The 15619-nt window shown below is 72.0% G+C and carries 16 protein-coding genes, 1 tRNA gene and 1 rRNA gene; 11 read left to right on the top strand and 7 right to left on the bottom strand.

The features are described 5' to 3' along the window. Nucleotides 1–133: 133 nt before the first annotated feature. Nucleotides 134–250: ribosomal RNA gene (rrf, locus tag SM450_RS30190) — 5S ribosomal RNA — on the top strand. A 201-nt stretch (nt 251–451) separates the two neighbouring features. Beyond that, nucleotides 452–1078 (top strand): NADPH-dependent F420 reductase, encoded by a 627-nt coding sequence (locus SM450_RS30185; protein WP_474623178.1) that lies wholly within the window; start codon nt 452–454, stop codon nt 1076–1078. Nucleotides 1079–1148: 70 nt separating this feature from the next. Here the strand turns inward: SM450_RS30185 and SM450_RS30180 are convergent, their stop codons facing one another. After that, entirely contained in the window at nt 1149–2960 is a 1812-nt protein-coding gene (locus SM450_RS30180) for a VanW family protein (RefSeq protein ID WP_474623177.1), read from the bottom strand. A gap of 187 nt (nt 2961–3147) precedes the next feature. Here SM450_RS30180 and nudC point away from each other — a divergent pair, with 187 nt between their 5' ends. From nudC to SM450_RS30165, 3 genes are all read left to right on the top strand, one after another. Continuing rightward, entirely contained in the window at nt 3148–4053 is a 906-nt protein-coding gene (nudC, locus tag SM450_RS30175; RefSeq protein WP_474623176.1) for an NAD(+) diphosphatase, read from the top strand. Nucleotides 4054–4454: 401 nt separating this feature from the next. Next, complete coding sequence (locus tag SM450_RS30170) at nt 4455–5042, top strand: DUF6230 family protein (protein ID WP_474623181.1); 588 nt, start codon at nt 4455–4457, stop codon at nt 5040–5042. Nucleotides 5043–5122: 80 nt separating this feature from the next. After that, the gene (locus SM450_RS30165; protein ID WP_474623175.1) at nt 5123–6640 is read left to right on the top strand and encodes a DUF6114 domain-containing protein; all 1518 of its coding nucleotides are present in this window, start codon (nt 5123–5125) and stop codon (nt 6638–6640) included. A gap of 63 nt (nt 6641–6703) precedes the next feature. Here SM450_RS30165 and SM450_RS30160 read toward each other — a convergent pair whose 3' ends face one another. Continuing rightward, a complete protein-coding gene (locus SM450_RS30160) occupies nt 6704–8374 on the bottom strand; it encodes a DUF885 domain-containing protein (protein WP_474623174.1) in 1671 nt (556 codons plus the stop codon). 141 nt (nt 8375–8515) lie between these two features. Between SM450_RS30160 and SM450_RS30155 the strand changes: the two genes are divergently transcribed. Continuing rightward, nucleotides 8516–9493: a DMT family transporter gene (locus tag SM450_RS30155; protein WP_474623173.1), complete on the top strand. Its 978-nt coding sequence runs from the start codon at nt 8516–8518 to the stop codon at nt 9491–9493. Nucleotides 9494–9497: 4 nt separating this feature from the next. On the opposite strand, the gene SM450_RS30150 is transcribed toward SM450_RS30155, so the two are convergent. After that, nucleotides 9498–10568, bottom strand: coding sequence for a PHP domain-containing protein (locus tag SM450_RS30150; protein WP_474623172.1), 1071 nt, complete (start codon nt 10566–10568; stop codon nt 9498–9500). Between the two features lie 57 nt (nt 10569–10625). After that, nucleotides 10626–11381, bottom strand: a complete 756-nt coding sequence (locus SM450_RS30145; protein WP_474623171.1) for a M23 family metallopeptidase — start codon at nt 11379–11381, stop codon at nt 10626–10628. A gap of 108 nt (nt 11382–11489) precedes the next feature. On the opposite strand from SM450_RS30145, the gene SM450_RS30140 reads away from it, so the two are divergent. The 4 genes from SM450_RS30140 to SM450_RS30125 all read left to right on the top strand — a co-directional run bounded on the left by SM450_RS30140 (nt 11490) and on the right by SM450_RS30125 (nt 13372). Further along, the gene (locus tag SM450_RS30140; protein ID WP_474623170.1) at nt 11490–11885 is read left to right on the top strand and encodes a hypothetical protein; all 396 of its coding nucleotides are present in this window, start codon (nt 11490–11492) and stop codon (nt 11883–11885) included. A gap of 72 nt (nt 11886–11957) precedes the next feature. Beyond that, entirely contained in the window at nt 11958–12128 is a 171-nt protein-coding gene (locus SM450_RS30135) for a hypothetical protein (protein ID WP_474623169.1), read from the top strand. A 121-nt stretch (nt 12129–12249) separates the two neighbouring features. Then, on the top strand, nt 12250–12774 hold the full coding sequence (locus tag SM450_RS30130; RefSeq protein ID WP_474623168.1) for a tRNA adenosine deaminase-associated protein: 525 nt from the start codon (nt 12250–12252) through the stop codon (nt 12772–12774). Nucleotides 12775–12841: 67 nt separating this feature from the next. Further along, entirely contained in the window at nt 12842–13372 is a 531-nt protein-coding gene (locus tag SM450_RS30125) for a nucleoside deaminase (protein WP_474623180.1), read from the top strand. Nucleotides 13373–13479: 107 nt separating this feature from the next. Here the strand turns inward: SM450_RS30125 and deoD are convergent, their stop codons facing one another. Next, entirely contained in the window at nt 13480–14187 is a 708-nt protein-coding gene (deoD, locus tag SM450_RS30120; protein ID WP_474623167.1) for a purine-nucleoside phosphorylase, read from the bottom strand. Nucleotides 14188–14262: 75 nt separating this feature from the next. Between deoD and SM450_RS30115 the strand changes: the two genes are divergently transcribed. Continuing rightward, nucleotides 14263–14349, top strand: a tRNA-Ser gene (locus tag SM450_RS30115). A 69-nt stretch (nt 14350–14418) separates the two neighbouring features. On the opposite strand, the gene SM450_RS30110 is transcribed toward SM450_RS30115, so the two are convergent. Next, on the bottom strand, nt 14419–15003 hold the full coding sequence (locus SM450_RS30110; RefSeq protein WP_474623166.1) for a SigE family RNA polymerase sigma factor: 585 nt from the start codon (nt 15001–15003) through the stop codon (nt 14419–14421). Continuing rightward, on the bottom strand, nt 15000–15608 hold the full coding sequence (locus SM450_RS30105) for a permease-like cell division protein FtsX (protein WP_474623165.1): 609 nt from the start codon (nt 15606–15608) through the stop codon (nt 15000–15002). The genes SM450_RS30110 and SM450_RS30105 overlap by 4 nt, the downstream gene beginning before the upstream one ends. Nucleotides 15609–15619: the final 11 nt, after the last annotated feature.

Below are 15619 nucleotides of genomic sequence, written 5' to 3'. Positions count from 1 at the left end.
GGTAACGGGTTCAGTTGACCGGTACTAATAGGCCGAGGACTTGACTACCAAGCTGCTACGCGTCCACTGTGCAACTCTGAACAAACACCACCCGCAGGGGAGCTTGTGGGGTTGGTTGATATGTTCATAGAGTTACGGCGGTCATGGCGGAGGGGAAACGCCCGGTCACATTCCGAACCCGGAAGCTAAGCCCTCCAGCGCCGATGGTACTGCACTCGGGAGGGTGTGGGAGAGTAGGACACCGCCGGACAAACATTCACAGTTCAGGGCCACCCTCCGGGGTGGCCCTGAACTGCGTTCGGCGGGAATCACCACGGCGGGCCGCTGCGTCTCGTACCGTCGAGCCGGGACCGCCCGGCGCGTCCTCCGCCGGCCTGGCGGTTTCGGAAACGTGACATGGCGTACGGCAGGTTCGTGATCGGGACGGACCTGCCGGGGTACAGGAGTGGTCATGGAGATCGGAATCATCGGGTCGGGGCACATCGGGGGCACCCTCACCCGTCGCCTGAGTTCACTCGGCCATGACGTCGTGGTAACCAACTCCCGCGGTCCGCAGAGCCTGACCGACCTCACCACGGAGACCGGCGCCCGGGCTGCCGGTCTGGAGGAGACGGTCCAGGGCGCGGAGCTGGTGGTCGTCGCGATCCCGCTGAAGGCGGTGCCGCAGCTCCCCGCGGCTGTCTTCGACGGCAAGCTTGTCGTCGACGCGAACAACTACTACCCGCAGCGGGACGGCGACGTCGCCGAGCTGCTGGACCGGAGTCTCAGCTCCAGCCGGTGGACGGCCGACCACCTCAAGGGCGCCCGGGTGGTGAAGGCCTTCAACAACATCCAGGCCGCGCATCTGATGGACGAGGGCAAGCCGGTGGGCTCGGCGGGCCGGATCGCCCTGCCGGTGGCCGGTGACGACGCGGACGCCAAGCGGGTCGTCATGGGGCTCGTGGACGAGCTGGGCTTCGACGCGGTCGACGCCGGCACGCTTGACGAGAGTTGGCGGCAGCAGCCCGACACGCCTGTCTACGGCACCGACCGTGACGCGGACGGCGTGCGGGAGGGACTGGCCGCGGCGCGACCCTGAGCGGGTCGCGCACCGAGCGACGATCAGGGGAGAAGTCCCCGCCTGGCGGGGACTTCTCCCCTGTCCGGGGTCAGGCGCCGGGGTCCGGGGCGCAGATGAAGCGTGGCTCGGCGTCGTAGCGCCAGCTGAACTTCTCCCGCTTGACCACCTTGCCGTCCTTCTTGATCACCCGGAACGCGTCCTGGGCGAATCCGATGCCGCCGGCCGCGGAGATGCAGCTCGGGCCCGGCTTCAGGTAGACGGTCTTCGGCTGGGTGACGTTGCGGCGGGGACCGTACTCGGTCTTGACACTGTCGTAGATCTTGGTGCTCCATATCGACACGGTGATCGAGCTGGCCGTGTACGAGGTGTCGATGAGGACGCCGTGCGGGGTGTTGTTGCGGAACTTGAAGTCGAGCTGCGGCCAGTAGATGGTCGACTCGATCACGGCCGGGTAGCGGCTGAAGTAGAACGAGTGCGGCTTGTGCTCGACGTCCTCCATCCCGGCGTAGTAGGTGGCGTTGAACAGCGTGGTGGTGAACTGCGAGACGCCGCCGCCCACGCCCGGCACCAGCTTGCCGCCGACGATCGTGGGCGCGTCCTGGTAGCCCTGGTCGTAGCCGCGCTCGCCGGTGTGGGCGTTGAGCGAGAAGGTCTCGCCGGGCCGCACGATCGTGCCGTCCACGTCCTTGGCCGCCTGGACGATGTTCTGGCTGCGGGGGGAGGAGAGGCCACCGGTGAACCGGGTGGTGAAGGTGGAGACCCTCTCCTTGATGCCCAGCTCGGCCAGCTTGGCCTCGGTCAGTTCGGGGGCGGCCGGCTTGAGCTCGGCGGTCACCGTGCGATCGCCCGTCTTGGGCAGCACCGCCAGCAGCGCCGGGCCGAGCGCGGCGGCGTCGACCTGGCGGCCGGCGCGGCTGGGGACCGCCTTCGGCTTGCCGCCGCTGATGGTCAGCCCGGCGTCGCGCGGCTCCACCTCAAGCTTCGTCAGCTTGTCGCCGAGCGCGGTGCGCAGCCGCTTGACGTCGACGCGCGGGGTGACCTTGCCGGCGTCGTCGGTCGAGAAGCGCAGCGACCGGGCGATGGCGGCGGGTGGGATGGTGACCGAGCCACCGCCGGTGGTGAGCGTGACGGGCGCGGCGACGGCCGGCCGGGCCAGCTCGGTGACGAGCCGGTCCACCTCCTCGCGGCTGGTCGCCGGCCACTTCTCCACAAGCGGCACGGTGACCGGCCGGGCGGCGAGCCACGCGGAGGTGACCGCCTGCGTGGTGCCGGCCGGGTCCACGGTCAGCGCCGGCTTCGGATAGACCGGCTTCGGCGTGGTGCCGGTCCAGATGATGGTCGGCATGGTCATCTCGCGGCCCTGGTCACCCATGACCTGGCGCAGGGCGGCGTTAAGCCGGTCGGCGTCGACAGTCACCACCGGCTCGACGGTGCGCGAGCCGACAAGTCGGCTCACCGCGTGCGCGTCGGCGTCGGCGGCGGCCGACACGGTGGCCTCCACGTCGATGGCGAGCCCGACGTCGGCCGGTTTCACCTCGGCCTTCTTCTCGCCGACCGTGACCGGGATCGGGGCGTTCAGCGCGTCGGCCCGGCGCTCCAGCTCGGTGCGGAGCGCCCGGGCGGCATCCGCCCGGCTCCGGCCGCCCAGCTCGGTGCCGAGCACGGTGGTGCCGCGGGGGACGTCACCGGCGTACGCGTAGGCGCCGACGCCGATGCCGCCCGCGAGCAGGGCGGCGGTGAGCCCGCCGGCCATCAGCAGCCGGGCGCGCCGGGAGCGCGTCGGCCCGCCGCCGTCGGCGGGCGGTGTGGCGACCGGCTCCAGCTCGACTCCGGGCCAGCTCACCGCCGCTACCTTGACGGTGGGCCGGTCGTCGGCAGCCGGCATCTTCTCGCCGTGCATCGTCACTCAACCTCGATCGGAAGTGCGTGTGCGGGGACCGCTTCCCCCGCGGGAGACACCTACGGTAACCAACGCTCGGGCCGGTCGGGAGTCTCCGGCCGGGCGGTCGTGTCGGGTGGGCGCCGGTGTCGCACCTATCACCCGTTTCGGGTCCCCGTTGCGGTGCTGATCGTGACACGGTGGGCGGGTGTTGGCGTACGGCGGCGGATGGTTGGACCGGGCGGCGGCGCTGCGCGGTGACCCGGGGTGGCTCGCGGAGCGGCGGGCCGATCCGGCGAGCGTGGTGCTGCCGCTGTGGCGTGATCGATGCCTCGTCGACGCGGAACGGGCGCCGGTGCGACCGGCGGTGGTGGCCGCGGCCGGGCTGCTCGCCGGTGCGGACGAGGCGGTCTTCCTCGGGCTGGACGAGGGGCGGGCGGTGTTCGCCGCCGACCTCTCCGGCCGGGCCGAGGTCGAGGCGTGCGAGCTGGCCGGCGCGGTCGGGGCGGTGGACGTCCGGGCGCTCGTGGGCGAGCTGGGCGCGGCCGAGTCGGCCGTCCTGGCGTACGCGAAGGGGTTGTTGCACTGGCATCGCGGCCAGCGGTTCTGCGGTGGTTGCGGTGCGGCGACGGTGGCCGGGTTGGGCGGGCACACCCGCTCCTGCGCCGGCGCGGGCTGTGGCCGGTTGTTGTTCCCGCGGATCGAGCCGGCGGTCATCATGCTCGTCGAGGCGCCCGGTGAGCCGGAGCGTTGCCTGCTGGCCCGGCATCGGGGCGCGGCGGAGGATTCCTGGTCGACGCTTGCCGGGTTCGTGGAGATCGGCGAGAGCCTGGAGGACGCGGTCCGGCGGGAGGTCGGCGAGGAGGCCGGGGTGGCCGTGGGTGAGGTGACCTACCAGGGCTCGCAGGCGTGGCCGTTTCCCGCTGGGCTGATGGTCGGCTTCCGGGCGACGGCGGCGTCGACGCGGGTCCGGGTTGACGGCGAGGAAGTCGTGGAGGCGCGTTGGTTCACCCGGGCGGAGCTGCGCGCCCGGGTGGCCGCTGGGCGTCCCCTCGGCCGGGTCGACTCCATCGACCGCCACCTGCTGCGGTCGTGGTTGGACGCACGGACCTGACCCGCCGCCGGTCGGCGGCCGGGCCTGACCGGACGGGTGATCGTCTCCTCACGCCCAGCGCCTTGCCAGCGTGGCGTTATCAAACTGAGACGTTTGGGTGCGACGGCTACCGCTGGTGAAACCTCCCCGCCATCCTGTCGTAATAGTGCGGGTTTGCCCTGGTCGCCGTGTCGTCCCGAGGTTAACCGTTGGTAACCACAAACGATCTTGATACCACAGGTGTGTTACCCGCGAGTAGCAAGGCCTTGTGAGGTCTGTCGCTTCGCGAGAACATCCAATCCGCGACCGCGCGCCCCGTTCGGCACAACGGCTTCCCGCGCCGCCCCGCAGCTTTCCCGTCCCGCGTCGCGACCCGCGTCCGGTGACGCACCCCCGTCGAGGAGGACTTTGTGAGTGACCAGATGAGTGGTGGCACCCGCTGGCGGCGTTTCGCCGCGATGATGGTGCCGGCGACCGTCGTGGCCGGCGGCATCGTGCTGGGCATGGCCAACGGCGCCATCGCGGCCTCGTTCGCGGTGTCGGGACAGACCTTCAAGGTCGGCGCCTCGACGCTTGAGGGCAACGGCTTCAAGCAGTACGGCGGCCTGGTCGAGGAGAAGAACGGCAGCCAGCACCCGGTGGCCGTCTCCGAGATCGCCGACGCCAAGCTCTACGACCTCTGCCAGTCGGTGAACGCCAGCCTCCCGGGCGTGCCGATCGTGCTCACCATCAACGCCGGTGGCGGCGGCAAGCCGGCCACCGCGACCAACCTGCTGATCGACATGGACTCGCTCGAGGGTGACGCCACGTTCGAGAACATCCAGATCGGCCGCGACGCGAACGACCTCAACCCGAAGAAGGGTCAGCCGGGCTCGTTCGGGCAGAGCGCCGACACGGTGACCATCAAGGGGCTCAAGCAGGTGGCGCGTTCGACGAGCGCCGGCGTCTTCACCCTCAACGGCCTGAAGCTGAAGGTCAACGTGGGCAAGGACGCCAAGGAGTGCTTCTGATCTGATGGCGAGGCCCGCGGAGGGCGCCCTCCGCGGGCCTCGACCATGTCTCAACCCGTCAGCACCGCCAGGAGGAGTACGTGACAACCGCCGAAACGCGGCAGGCCCGGCCCGGTCGGCTCGGCCAGGCGTGGCGTGGCTTCCGCCGGTGGCGCCGGGAGCGGCCGTTCTGGGGTGGACTCTTCACCGCCCTGGCCGGCCTGGAGATCTTCGGCACCACCCAGATGAGTTTGAACGGCCTCTCGTTCCAGATGGGGCCCACCGGCTTCCTGTCCTGGCTCATCCCGACCATCCTGGTGGCCTGCGGCATGCTGCTGTGGTTCAGCCCGCCCCAGCGGATGTTCTACGCGGTGGTCGCGGCGATCACCGCGCTCTACTCGCTGATCGGGGTCAACCTCGGCGGCTTCTTCATCGGCCTGCTGCTCGGCATGGTCGGCAGCGCGCTCGGCTTCGCCTGGGTGCCGAGCAAGAAGGCGAACACCCCGGCGACGCCGTCGGAGCCGGTCGACGAGCCGGCGGCGGAGCCGGTCGACGACGAGCCGGAGCCGGCCCTGGTCGACGAACTGCTGCCCCGGCAGCGGGAGGACGACACCACCGGAGTCCTCACCGACACGCTGCCCGCGCCGCGCAACCCGCTGCGCGAGGCCGCGCCCGCGGAACCGGCCGTCGATACGCCGCCCGCGGACACCCCGCGCGGCCCGGGTCACCCGCCCCGGGCGTACGCGATCCTGCTCGTCCTCGCGGTCACCGCCGCCGGGTTGCTCACGGTCCGCGACCAGCGGCCGGCGGTCGCCGCGCCGGCGGCCTGCCCGACCGCGTCGGCACCGGCGCCGAAGCCGACCCCCTCGAAGACCGCCTCGGCGTCGCCGTCGGCCAGCCCGAGCGCCACCGCCCCGGCCGAGCCGGAGGAGGACTCCGACGGCAACCTGCTGACCGACATTGTCGACGGCATCACCGGCCTGTTCACCGGTGGGAAGGACAAGGCCGACCCGTCACCCTCGCCCTCGGCCGCCGCCGCCGCGAGCGGAAGCGCCACGCCGAAGCCCGGCGGCAGCGCGAAGCCGTCGACCCCGGCGAAGCCGGACGCCGACTGCGGCGACGCCGACCCGACCCCGACCAAGCCCAAGCCGGTCGAGGAGGGCAAGCCGCTGCCCAAGCTGGCCGCCGACCCCGACCTGCCCCTCGTCGCCGACCCGCCCTCCCTGCTCACCGGCTCCAAGGTCACGATGACCGGGCTGCGCTTCGAGGGCGTCATCGACCTGCCCACCTACCGGGGCACGCTCAAGTGCCTGAAGTTCACCATGGACAAGGCGGTGACCAACGACTTCATGCTGCGGGCCAGCGGCCCGGCGGGCAAGGAGCAGCGGTACGTCACCGACAAGCTCACCGTGGAGGGCGACGTCGCGTTCTACGCCACCCGGTTCGTCGGGCACGTGCTCGGCATCAAGATCACCCTGACCCCGGACCTGCCGTTCCCGGACGGCATCCCGGTCACCTCGCCGATTCCGCTCAGCTTCGACGACCCGGTGATCACGCTTGCCTACGAGCACTCGAAGACGCTCACCGCCACGCCGAAGCTCCGGGTCGACCTGGCCTGATCGCGCGACGAAACGGCCGGGGTCGGAGGTTCCTCCGACCCCGGCCGTCGCGTTCGGGGGAACTCAGATACGGGCCAGCGCCCGGCGCAGCGGGTCGAGCCCCAGCGCACCCAGGTCGAGCGCCTGGCGGTGGAACTCCTTCAGGTCGAAGTCGGCGCCCTTGCGGGCCTTCGCCTCCTCGCGGGCCTGCAACCAGATCCGCTCGCCCACCTTGTACGAGGGGGCCTGCCCCGGCCACCCCAGGTAGCGGTTCAACTCGAAGCGCAGGTTCTCGTCCGGCACCCGGCAGTGGGCCCGCATGAACTCCCAGCCCAGCTCCGGTGTCCAGCGCTCGCCCGGGTGGAAACCGAACGGGTTGTCCTTCGGGATCTCCAACTCCAGGTGCATGCCGATGTCGACGATCACCCGAGCGGCCCGCAGCGCCTGCCCGTCGAGCATGCCGAGCCGGTCGCCCGGGTCGGCCAGGTAGCCCAGCTCGTCCATCAGCCGCTCGGCGTAGAGCGCCCAGCCCTCGCCGTGCCCGGACACCCAGCAGAGCAGCCGCTGCCAGCGGTTGAGCAGGTCGGCCCGGACGGCGGTCTGGGCGACCTGGAGGTGATGACCCGGCACGCCCTCGTGGTAGACGGTGGTCACCTCACGCCAGGTGGAGAACTCGGTGATGCCCTGCGGCACCGCCCACCACATCCGCCCCGGCCGGGAGAAGTCCTCGCTCGGCCCGGTGTAGTAGATGGCGCCGTCGCTCGTCGGCGCGAGACGACACTCGATCCGGCGGATCTGCTCCGGGATGTCGAAGTGGGTGCCGGCCAGCTCGCTTATCGCGTTGTCGGCAAGCGCCTGCATCCAGTCGCGGAACGCCTCCTTGCCCCGGATGGTCCGTGCCGGGTCGGCGTCGAGCGCGCGGACCGCGTCGTCGATCGTGGCGCCGGGGCCGGCGATCCGCCCGGCCACCGTCCGCATGTCGGCCTCCAGACGGGCCAACTCCGCGAAACCCCAGGCGTACGTCTCGTCCAGGTCGACCTTCGCGCCGAGGAAGTACTGCGAGGCCAGTTCGTAGCGCTCCCGGCCGGCGGCCTGCTTCTGCCGTCCCTCGGGGGCCAGCTCGGTGCGGAGGAAGTGCCCGAACTCGGCGGTGGCCGCGGTCGCGGCGGCGGCGCCCTTGCGCAGCTCGGCGCCGAGCGCGCCGTCGGAGTCGAGCCGCTCCACCAGGCCGTGGAAGAAGTTGTCGCCGTCCGGGTCGACCCAGACGTCGCACTGCTTGGCGACCTCGACCAACTGCACCTGTGAGCTGACCCGGCCGGCCGCGGCGGCCTCGCGGAGCGTGCGCTTGTAGCCGTCGAGCGCCGACGCGAAGCGGTTGAGCCGGGTGGCCACGTTGGCCTTCGCCTCCTCGCCGTCGGTCGGCATCAGGTCGAAGACCATCCGAAGCTCGTGCAGCCCGCTGGCGATCACGTTGACCTCGCTTGTGATCTCACCCGCGTCGTACCGGGCGAGTTCCAGGCCGAGGCGTTCCTGCATCGCTTCCTGGGCGATCCGTTCCGACTCGCTCTCCGGCTCGATGACGTCGAGTTCGCCGAGCGTGCGCCGGGTCAGTTCGGCGCGGGCGGCGTAGCCGTCTGGGGAGAGGTCGTCGAGCTGGTCGTCGTAGCCGGCGATGCCGACGTAGGTGGCGCCGGTCGGGCTCAGCGGAGCCCACTGGGCCACGTATCGGTTGGCGAGGTCATCGATTCGTCCCACGGGGCGACCCTACGTGACCGGGTGGCCCCGGTGTCGACCGTGTTCGCCGTGTTCAGGGCAGCAACTCGGTTGCTGTGGCGGTCGACACCACGTGCGGAATTTCGCGCGACAACGTCGTACCCGAGGGGCAGAGTGTCAGGGGTGAGCGCCGAGACCACTCCTGACCGGGCATCGCTGCGCAGTTGGCTGCCCGGGTTCGTCGCACTCGCCGCGATCTGGGGTTCCAGCTTCCTCTTCATCAAGGTGGGGGTGAGCGAGCTGCACCCCGTGCACCTCACCCTCTACCGGGTGGCCACCGGCGCGGCCACGCTGCTGGTGGTGCTGGCCGCGCTGCGCGACCGGCTGCCCCGTGAGCCCCGGATCTGGGCCCACCTGCTGGTGGTGGCCGCGTTCGGGGTCGCGCTGCCGTTCACCCTGTTCGGCTTCGGCGAGCAGCGGGTCGAGTCCATGCTCGCCGGCATCTGGAACGCCACCACGCCGCTTATCGTGCTGCCGATGGCGGTACTTGTGTTCCGCACCGAACGGCTGACCGCACGGCGGGCGGTCGGCCTGGCGTTGGGCTTCGCCGGCGTGCTCGTGGTGCTCGGTGTCTGGGAGGGCGTCGGCGGCGCCCACTTCACCGGCCAGCTCATGTGCCTCGGCGCGGCGGCCTGCTACGGGCTGGCGATTCCCTACCAGAAGAAGTTCATCGCCGGCAGCTCATACTCCGGCCTGTCGCTGTCGGCGGCACAACTGCTCGTGGCGACCGCGCAGCTCGCGCTTGTCGCACCGTTCGTGGCCGGCGCCCCGCCGGTGCCGACCGGCCTCTCGCCGCGGGTGGTGGCAAGCGTGCTCGCGCTCGGCGCGCTCGGCACCGGGCTGGCCTTCGTGATCAACATGCGGAACATCCGGCTGGCCGGCGCCAGCACGGCGTCCACAGTGACCTACCTGATCCCGGTCTTCGCGGTGCTCGTCGGCGCCGTGGTCCTCGGCGAACGGATGAACTGGCACCAGCCGGTGGGCGCGTTCGTCGTGCTTGTCGGCGTGGCGGTCGCGCAGGGGCTGTTCGGCCGGCGTCGGCCGGCGCCGATGCCGGTCCCGGACGCCGTCCGGGAGGTCGAGCCAGCGGCCCGGCGCTGACCGCTCAGCCCCGGCCCGCCGCCCACCTCACCAGGCGGTCGGCGGTCCAGGTGTTGACCACCCGGTCCGCCGGTACGCCGCAGCGCGCCGCCCGCTCGCAGCCGAAGCGCTGCCAGTCGAGCTGCCCGGGTGCGTGCGCGTCGGTGTCGATGGCGAACCGGCAGCCGGCCTCCAGGGCGCGGCGGATCAGCCGCTTCGGCGGGTCCTGCCGCTCCGGCCGGGAGTTGATCTCGACGGCCACGTCGTGCTCCGCGCACGCCCCGAAGACGGCGTCCGGGTCGAAGTCGCTCTCCTTGCGGGTACGCGCCCGATGCCCGCGATCACCCGGGCCGGTCACGCCGGCCGGCCGGGACGACACCATCCGGCCGGTGCAGTGGCCCAGGATGTCCAGGTGCGGGTTGGCGACCGCGGTGAGCATCCGGCGGGTCATCTTCGCCCGGTCGTCGCCGAGGCCGCTGTGCACCGAGCCGACCACCACGTCCAGCCGGGCCAGCAGGTCGTCGGTCTGGTCAAGCGAGCCGTCGGCGAGGATGTCCACCTCGATGCCGGTGAGGATGCGGAAGCCCGCAGGCAGCGCCTCGTTGACCGCCGCCACGTGGTCGAGTTGCCGGCGCAGCCGGTCCCCGGTGAGACCCCGGGCCACCTTGAGCCGGGGCGAGTGGTCGGTGAGCACCAGGTATTCGTGGCCCAGCTCGACCGCGGCCAGCGCCATCTCCTCGATCGGTGAGCCGCCGTCGGACCAGTCCGAGTGGCTGTGGCAGTCGCCGCGCAGCGCGTCGCGCAGCTTCGCCGCCTCCTCGTCCAGGTCGGTGCCCTCGGTGGCCAGCAGCCGTCGCAGGTAGACCGGCTCCTCGCCGGCGAACGACTCGGCCACGCAACGGGCGGTGACATCACCGACGCCGGCCAGCTCGGTCAGCTTCCCGGTGCGGGCCCGCTCGGCCACCTCGCCGGTCGGCAGCGCGCCGAGCGCGTTCGCCGCCGACCGGAACGCCCGCACCCGGTAGGTGGCCTCGTTGGCCCGCTCCAACAGGAACGCGATCCGGCGCAGGTCGGCGATGGGATCCCGGGCAGTCATGCCCTGGAACCTACGCGCTCCGGCCGCCCGCCGTGCGCCTGCGGAACGCGCGTCGGGTCACCCGCCCGCGCCGGAGCGGCCCGGCGACTTCGGGCAGCCGTGCTTGCGCTGCCAGGCGGTGACCTCGGCGACCGGGGAGCGGTTGCCGCCCTTGCGCCAGGAGTTCAGGTAGGGCGCCGGCCATACCACGCCCCGGCGGATCCACCAGTCGTCGTGGCCGGCGCACTTCGGGGACAGCCCGAAGTGCAGGTGGCACACGTTGTTCGCGTTGCCCGTGTGGCCCACCTTGCCGAGCTGCTGCCCGGCACGGACGCGTACCCCGGCATCCACGCCCGCGGTGATCGCGCTCAGGTGGGAGCCGTAGTAGCGCACCCCGTCGTCGCCGAGCAGCGAGACCGAGAGCCCGCCGTTGTTCGGGCCGAGCGGCCCGCGCTTGTCGAACCGGTCCACCCGGCTCACCTCGAGGACCACCCCGTCGGTGACCGCCACCACCGGCTCGCCGCAGTCGGCGAACAGGTCGGTGCCCGGATAGCCGCCGTGCGTCGGGTGGTAGTCGACGTTGCCGGCCCGGACCGGGAAGACCCGCCGCGTCACCGCGCGGGACGGCGTCGGGGTCGGCGCGGCGGACGAGACGACGGACGGGGCCGGGCTGGCCGTCGGCGCCGCGGGCTGCGCCGCGGTCACCATCGGGCTCGGGTCCTGCCACGCGTCGGCGGGCGCGGCGGGCCGGTCGCACCCGGCGGCGAGCGCCGCGACGAGCAGCAGGACCGGGTACGCCGGACGCGCGCGGCGTCCGATCGATGGCGAGCGCATCCGATCATCCTGGCAGACCACTACCGTAGGGACGAACGCCGAGACCCGCCCACGACGGGGTGTCACTGTGCGTGATTTCGCGGGCGTGGTCCGGGGGAGGGAGCAGGGGTGACGAACGGGTGGCACGGCGGATCCGAGCGGCCCGGCCCGGCGGTGTTCCACCCGCCACCGCGTACCCCGTCGGGCCTCTTCCCGTCCGGCGGGTCGACGCGGCCCAGCTACCGCGAGCCGTACCCGGTCACCGGCGCGGGCGTCGCGATCGGCGCGGTGGCCACGTTCGCCTGGCTGCTGCTGTTCGGGCTGGTCGGCCGCGACGTGGCCGGATACGCCTGGTGGACGCTGCTGGCCGGCGGGCTGGCCTGGGCGGCGTCCGCGGTGCTGGTCCGACACGGCGACCGCGGGGTCGCCACCGGGGTGGCGATCGTCACCGCCGGCGCCTGGAGCATCGCCGCGGCGGTCGTCGCCGTGCGGTGGGCGCAGACCGGCGACTGGCCGCTCTGGTGACCTTGGGTGCCGGTTTCGCTGCGTAGCGAAGACCATCTTGACGTACGGGCGGTGACGGTTCACGCTCCCCGTATGGCCTGGACCACACCGCCGCGGCTCGACCCCGATCGGAGCCGCCGCCGCCTTCAACTCCTCGCCGAGTTGGCCGGTGCCCGAGCGGTTCAGCAGCGCGAACGGCCGCAGCGGGCACACAGCGCGCGCCTGCGCCAACTGATCGCCACCCGCCGGCGCGTCGCCGGCTGACCGGCTTTCTCCAGGAACGGCCGGCCCCTTACGGGGCGTTGACCGGTCGCCCGCCGACCCGACCGGTTAACGTGCATCGCGTGACATGTCGGCGTGCCGCCGAGGCCAATTTGGGGGGACCGTGTCGTACTTCGCTGCTGCCGTGGCGCGCGTCGACGGCGGCTGGACCGCCGGCGAGGTGAGCCTGCGGGGCGTCACCGACATCGAGGAGGTGGCCGACCGGCTGCGCGACGTCGAGCCGGACGCGGACATCTCGCTGCTGTTCGTCGAGGCGGACGACACCTACCTGGTGGTCCTGCGCCTGGACGAGGGCGAGGACCTGCGCGTGTTCGGCTCCGACTCGGGATACGCGGAGGAGTCCCGGCTCGGCGCGTTGCTTGTGGGCGACCTGAAGACCTCGGTCACCGGCCTGGAGGAGGTCGACGAGCCGCGCCCGTCCGGCGACGACGAGACCGAGGAGCAGCCGGCCGTGGACCCGGAGGCCGACCCGGTGGGCGACGCGGACCTCCTCGCCGACCTGGGCATCTCGGCGCAGAAGCTGCTCGCGCTCTGCGCGCACGACGGCAACATGCCGGCCGACGTGACCGCCGAGATCTGCCAGGTGCTCGGCTGCGCGGACGAGGTCGAGGAGTTGCGTGAGGTCTGAGCCCGGCGAGTACGTGACGCCCGGCGCCGCGGAGCCGGCCGACGCCACCGACCCGGCGCTGGAGACCATGGGGACGTCGCGTCCCGGCCCCGGCGCCGACGAGGGGCTGGCCGACCCGGGCACGGTGGGCCGCCGGCAGCGGCACGAGCTGTGGATGCGCCGGGCCCTTCAGGTCGCGGTGACCGGCCCGGACGGCGGGCCGCCCGCCGAGGGCGTCGACGACGTGCCGGTCGGGGCGGTGCTCTACGGACCCGACGGCGCCGAACTGGCGATCGGACGCAACGAGCGGGAGTTGACCGGTGATCCCACCGCGCACGCCGAGGTGCTGGCGCTGCGTCGCGCCGCCCAGCGGCTGGGCCGGTGGCGGCTGGACGGCTGCACGCTCGTGGTGACGCTGGAGCCGTGCACCATGTGCGCCGGGGCGATCGCGCTGGCCCGCGTACCGACAGTGGTGTTCGGGGCGTGGGAGCCGAAGACCGGCGCGGTCGGCTCGCTCTGGGACGTGTTGCGCGACCGCCGCCTCCCGCACCGCCCCGAGGTGTACGGGGGCGTCCTCGCGCCGGAGAGCGCAGCGTTGTTGCGCGCGTTCTTCAGGTAAGGCGGGGGCCCCGCTTAACGCATTCGGTAGAGGCGGGGCCCCCGCTTAACAAGCCGCCGCCCCCGGCACCGGGGCGGTGACGGGGGCGGGTGGAAGGGGCCGGCGGGTCAGGCGATGATGGTGTCGAGGGCGATCTCGACCATCTGGCCGAAGGTCTGCTCACGCTCCTGCGACGTGGTCTTCTCGGCCGTCTTGATGTGGTCGCTGACGGTCAGGATGGTCAGCGCGCGGGCCTTGAACCGGGCCGCGATGGTGTAAAGCGCCGCCGACTCCATCTCCACCGCCAGCACGCCGTAGTCGGCGAGCGTGTCGTAGAGGTCCGGCCGGTCGGTGTAGAAGGCGTCCGCGGCCAGGATCGGGCCGACCCGCATGCTGATGCCGCGCCGCTCGGCCACCTCGACCGAGGTACGCAGCAGCCCGAAGTCGGCCACCGGCGCGTAGTCGATCAACCCGTCGAAGCGCATCCGGTTCATGTTCGAGTCGGTGGACGAGCCGATCGCGGCCACCACGTCCCGCAGTTGCAGATCCTCGGTCAGGGCGCCGCAGGAGCCGACCCGGATCAGCGCCTTCACGCCGTAGTCGTTGATCAGCTCGTGGGCGTAGATGGAGGCGGACGGCATGCCCATGCCGGAACCCTGGACGGAGACGTCGACGCCGTTCCACCGACCGGTGAAGCCCAGCATGCCGCGCACCGTCGTGTAGCAGCGGGCCTCCTCGAGGTAGGTCTCCGCGATCCACTTGGCCCGCAGCGGGTCGCCCGGCATCAGGACCCGCTCGGCGATCTCTCCCGGCTCAGCGCCGATGTGCGTACTCATGACAAAGATCCTGCCAGGCCGGCCGACGGGATACCGGCTCGGCGTCCGTACCGGTGGTCCTGTACCCTCGTCGGCGGTGGCGTGTCCGAGTGGCCTAAGGAGCACGCCTCGAAAGCGTGTGAGGGTTTACGCCCTCCGCGGGTTCAAATCCCGCCGCCACCGCTCGTGAACAGCAAGAACGCCCGGTGTGACCCGTGAGGATCACACCGGGCGTTCCGCGTTCCAGGGTGGTCAGCTCCCGGCGAAGTCCTCGCCGAGCAGCGCGCGGATCCGGGCCAGCGCCCGCGCGTCGCGCATCTTGACCGCCGAGACGGAGATGCCGAGGATCTTGGCGACGGCAGCGACGCTCTGGTCCTCCCAGTGTCGCAGCACCACGATCGCCTGGTCCCGGACGGGCAGCGTCGCAAGCGCGGTCATCAACGCCACGTGCAGATCCGTTGTCGTCGCCGGCTCCGGCCGTTCGGGCGGCTCGGCGCAGACGATCTCGGTGTGGCTGCGCCGGCGCCGCTGGTCGAAGACGGCGTTCATGAGCACCCGGCGGCTGTATGCGTCGAGGTTCGCGGTCCGCCGGATCCGACCCCACGAGGCGTACATCCTGGCGAACGTGATCTGGGTCAGGTCCTGGGCGAGATGCCAGTCCCGGCACATCAGGTAGGCGGTGCGCCTGAGCCGAGACGCGGTCGCCGCGACGAACGCGCTGAAGTCCTCGTCCCGCGTGCTGCGCTCACGCCGCCGGGCGACACCCCACCGGGCCAGCGGGCCGGGCTGGCGTTCGCCGGGCGGCGCGGCGCACACGTCGATCTGCCCGCTCGTCACTCGCCCTCCCCGGACTTCGGGTGAAGGCACGGAGTGCCCATGACCTGGTCGACGCCGCTCACGTCGGAGAAGGTCGCCACGAGCGGGGAGAGGTCCGCCGCCCGCACCAGTCTGACCTGGAAGGCATCGGGTATCTGCTCGACGGCGACCGCGTTGACCAGATCCGGGCTGTCCTTGTACCGCTCCTTGAATCTGGCGTACGCCTCGTCGCGGCTCTGGAACGTCACGCTCCGCACGCGCGGGTCCGCCCGGAGTGCTTCGCCCAGGTCGAGGCGTTGTTGCTCGGTGGCGTCCGGCCGCAGGAAGACGCCGACATCGACCGTCTCGCGTTGCCGGTCGCAGGTGGTCGCCGTGGAAGGCATCAGTGCCCAGGCGGCCATGACCGGTGGCGCCGGCTCCGGTTCTCTCGACGTCGGGTGCAGGTTCAACGCGACCAGCGCGGCGGCGATCGCGACGAAGCCGGCCGCCGTGCCTCCCGCGAGCAGGCCACGTCTGCGCTGCAGCGCGGCCCCGCCGGTCATGGCCTCCCGCGCCAGGTCCCCGGTCGGGGGCACGGGTTCGGTGTCGAGTGCCCGTTCGAAGAGCACGTGCAGGTTCTGATCCACGGTTCGCTCCT

The sequence above is a fragment of the Micromonospora marincola genome (assembly GCF_056150385.1).
This window is presented reverse-complemented; position numbering and strand designations above follow the sequence as displayed.

Bases quoted from the DNA above. Each gene is read 5' to 3' on its own strand.
- SM450_RS30185 (WP_474623178.1), top strand. From the start codon at position 452: ATGGAGATCGGAATCATCGGGTCGGGGCACATCGGGGGCACCCTCACC.
- SM450_RS30180 (WP_474623177.1), bottom strand. From the start codon at position 2,960: ATGCACGGCGAGAAGATGCCGGCTGCCGACGACCGGCCCACCGTCAAG.
- SM450_RS30170 (WP_474623181.1), top strand. From the start codon at position 4,455: ATGAGTGGTGGCACCCGCTGGCGGCGTTTCGCCGCGATGATGGTGCCG.
- SM450_RS30150 (WP_474623172.1), bottom strand. From the start codon at position 10,568: ATGACTGCCCGGGATCCCATCGCCGACCTGCGCCGGATCGCGTTCCTG.
- SM450_RS30145 (WP_474623171.1), bottom strand. From the start codon at position 11,381: ATGCGCTCGCCATCGATCGGACGCCGCGCGCGTCCGGCGTACCCGGTC.
- SM450_RS30135 (WP_474623169.1), top strand. From the start codon at position 11,958: ATGGCCTGGACCACACCGCCGCGGCTCGACCCCGATCGGAGCCGCCGC.
- SM450_RS30125 (WP_474623180.1), top strand. From the start codon at position 12,842: ATGGGGACGTCGCGTCCCGGCCCCGGCGCCGACGAGGGGCTGGCCGAC.
- deoD (WP_474623167.1), bottom strand. From the start codon at position 14,187: ATGAGTACGCACATCGGCGCTGAGCCGGGAGAGATCGCCGAGCGGGTC.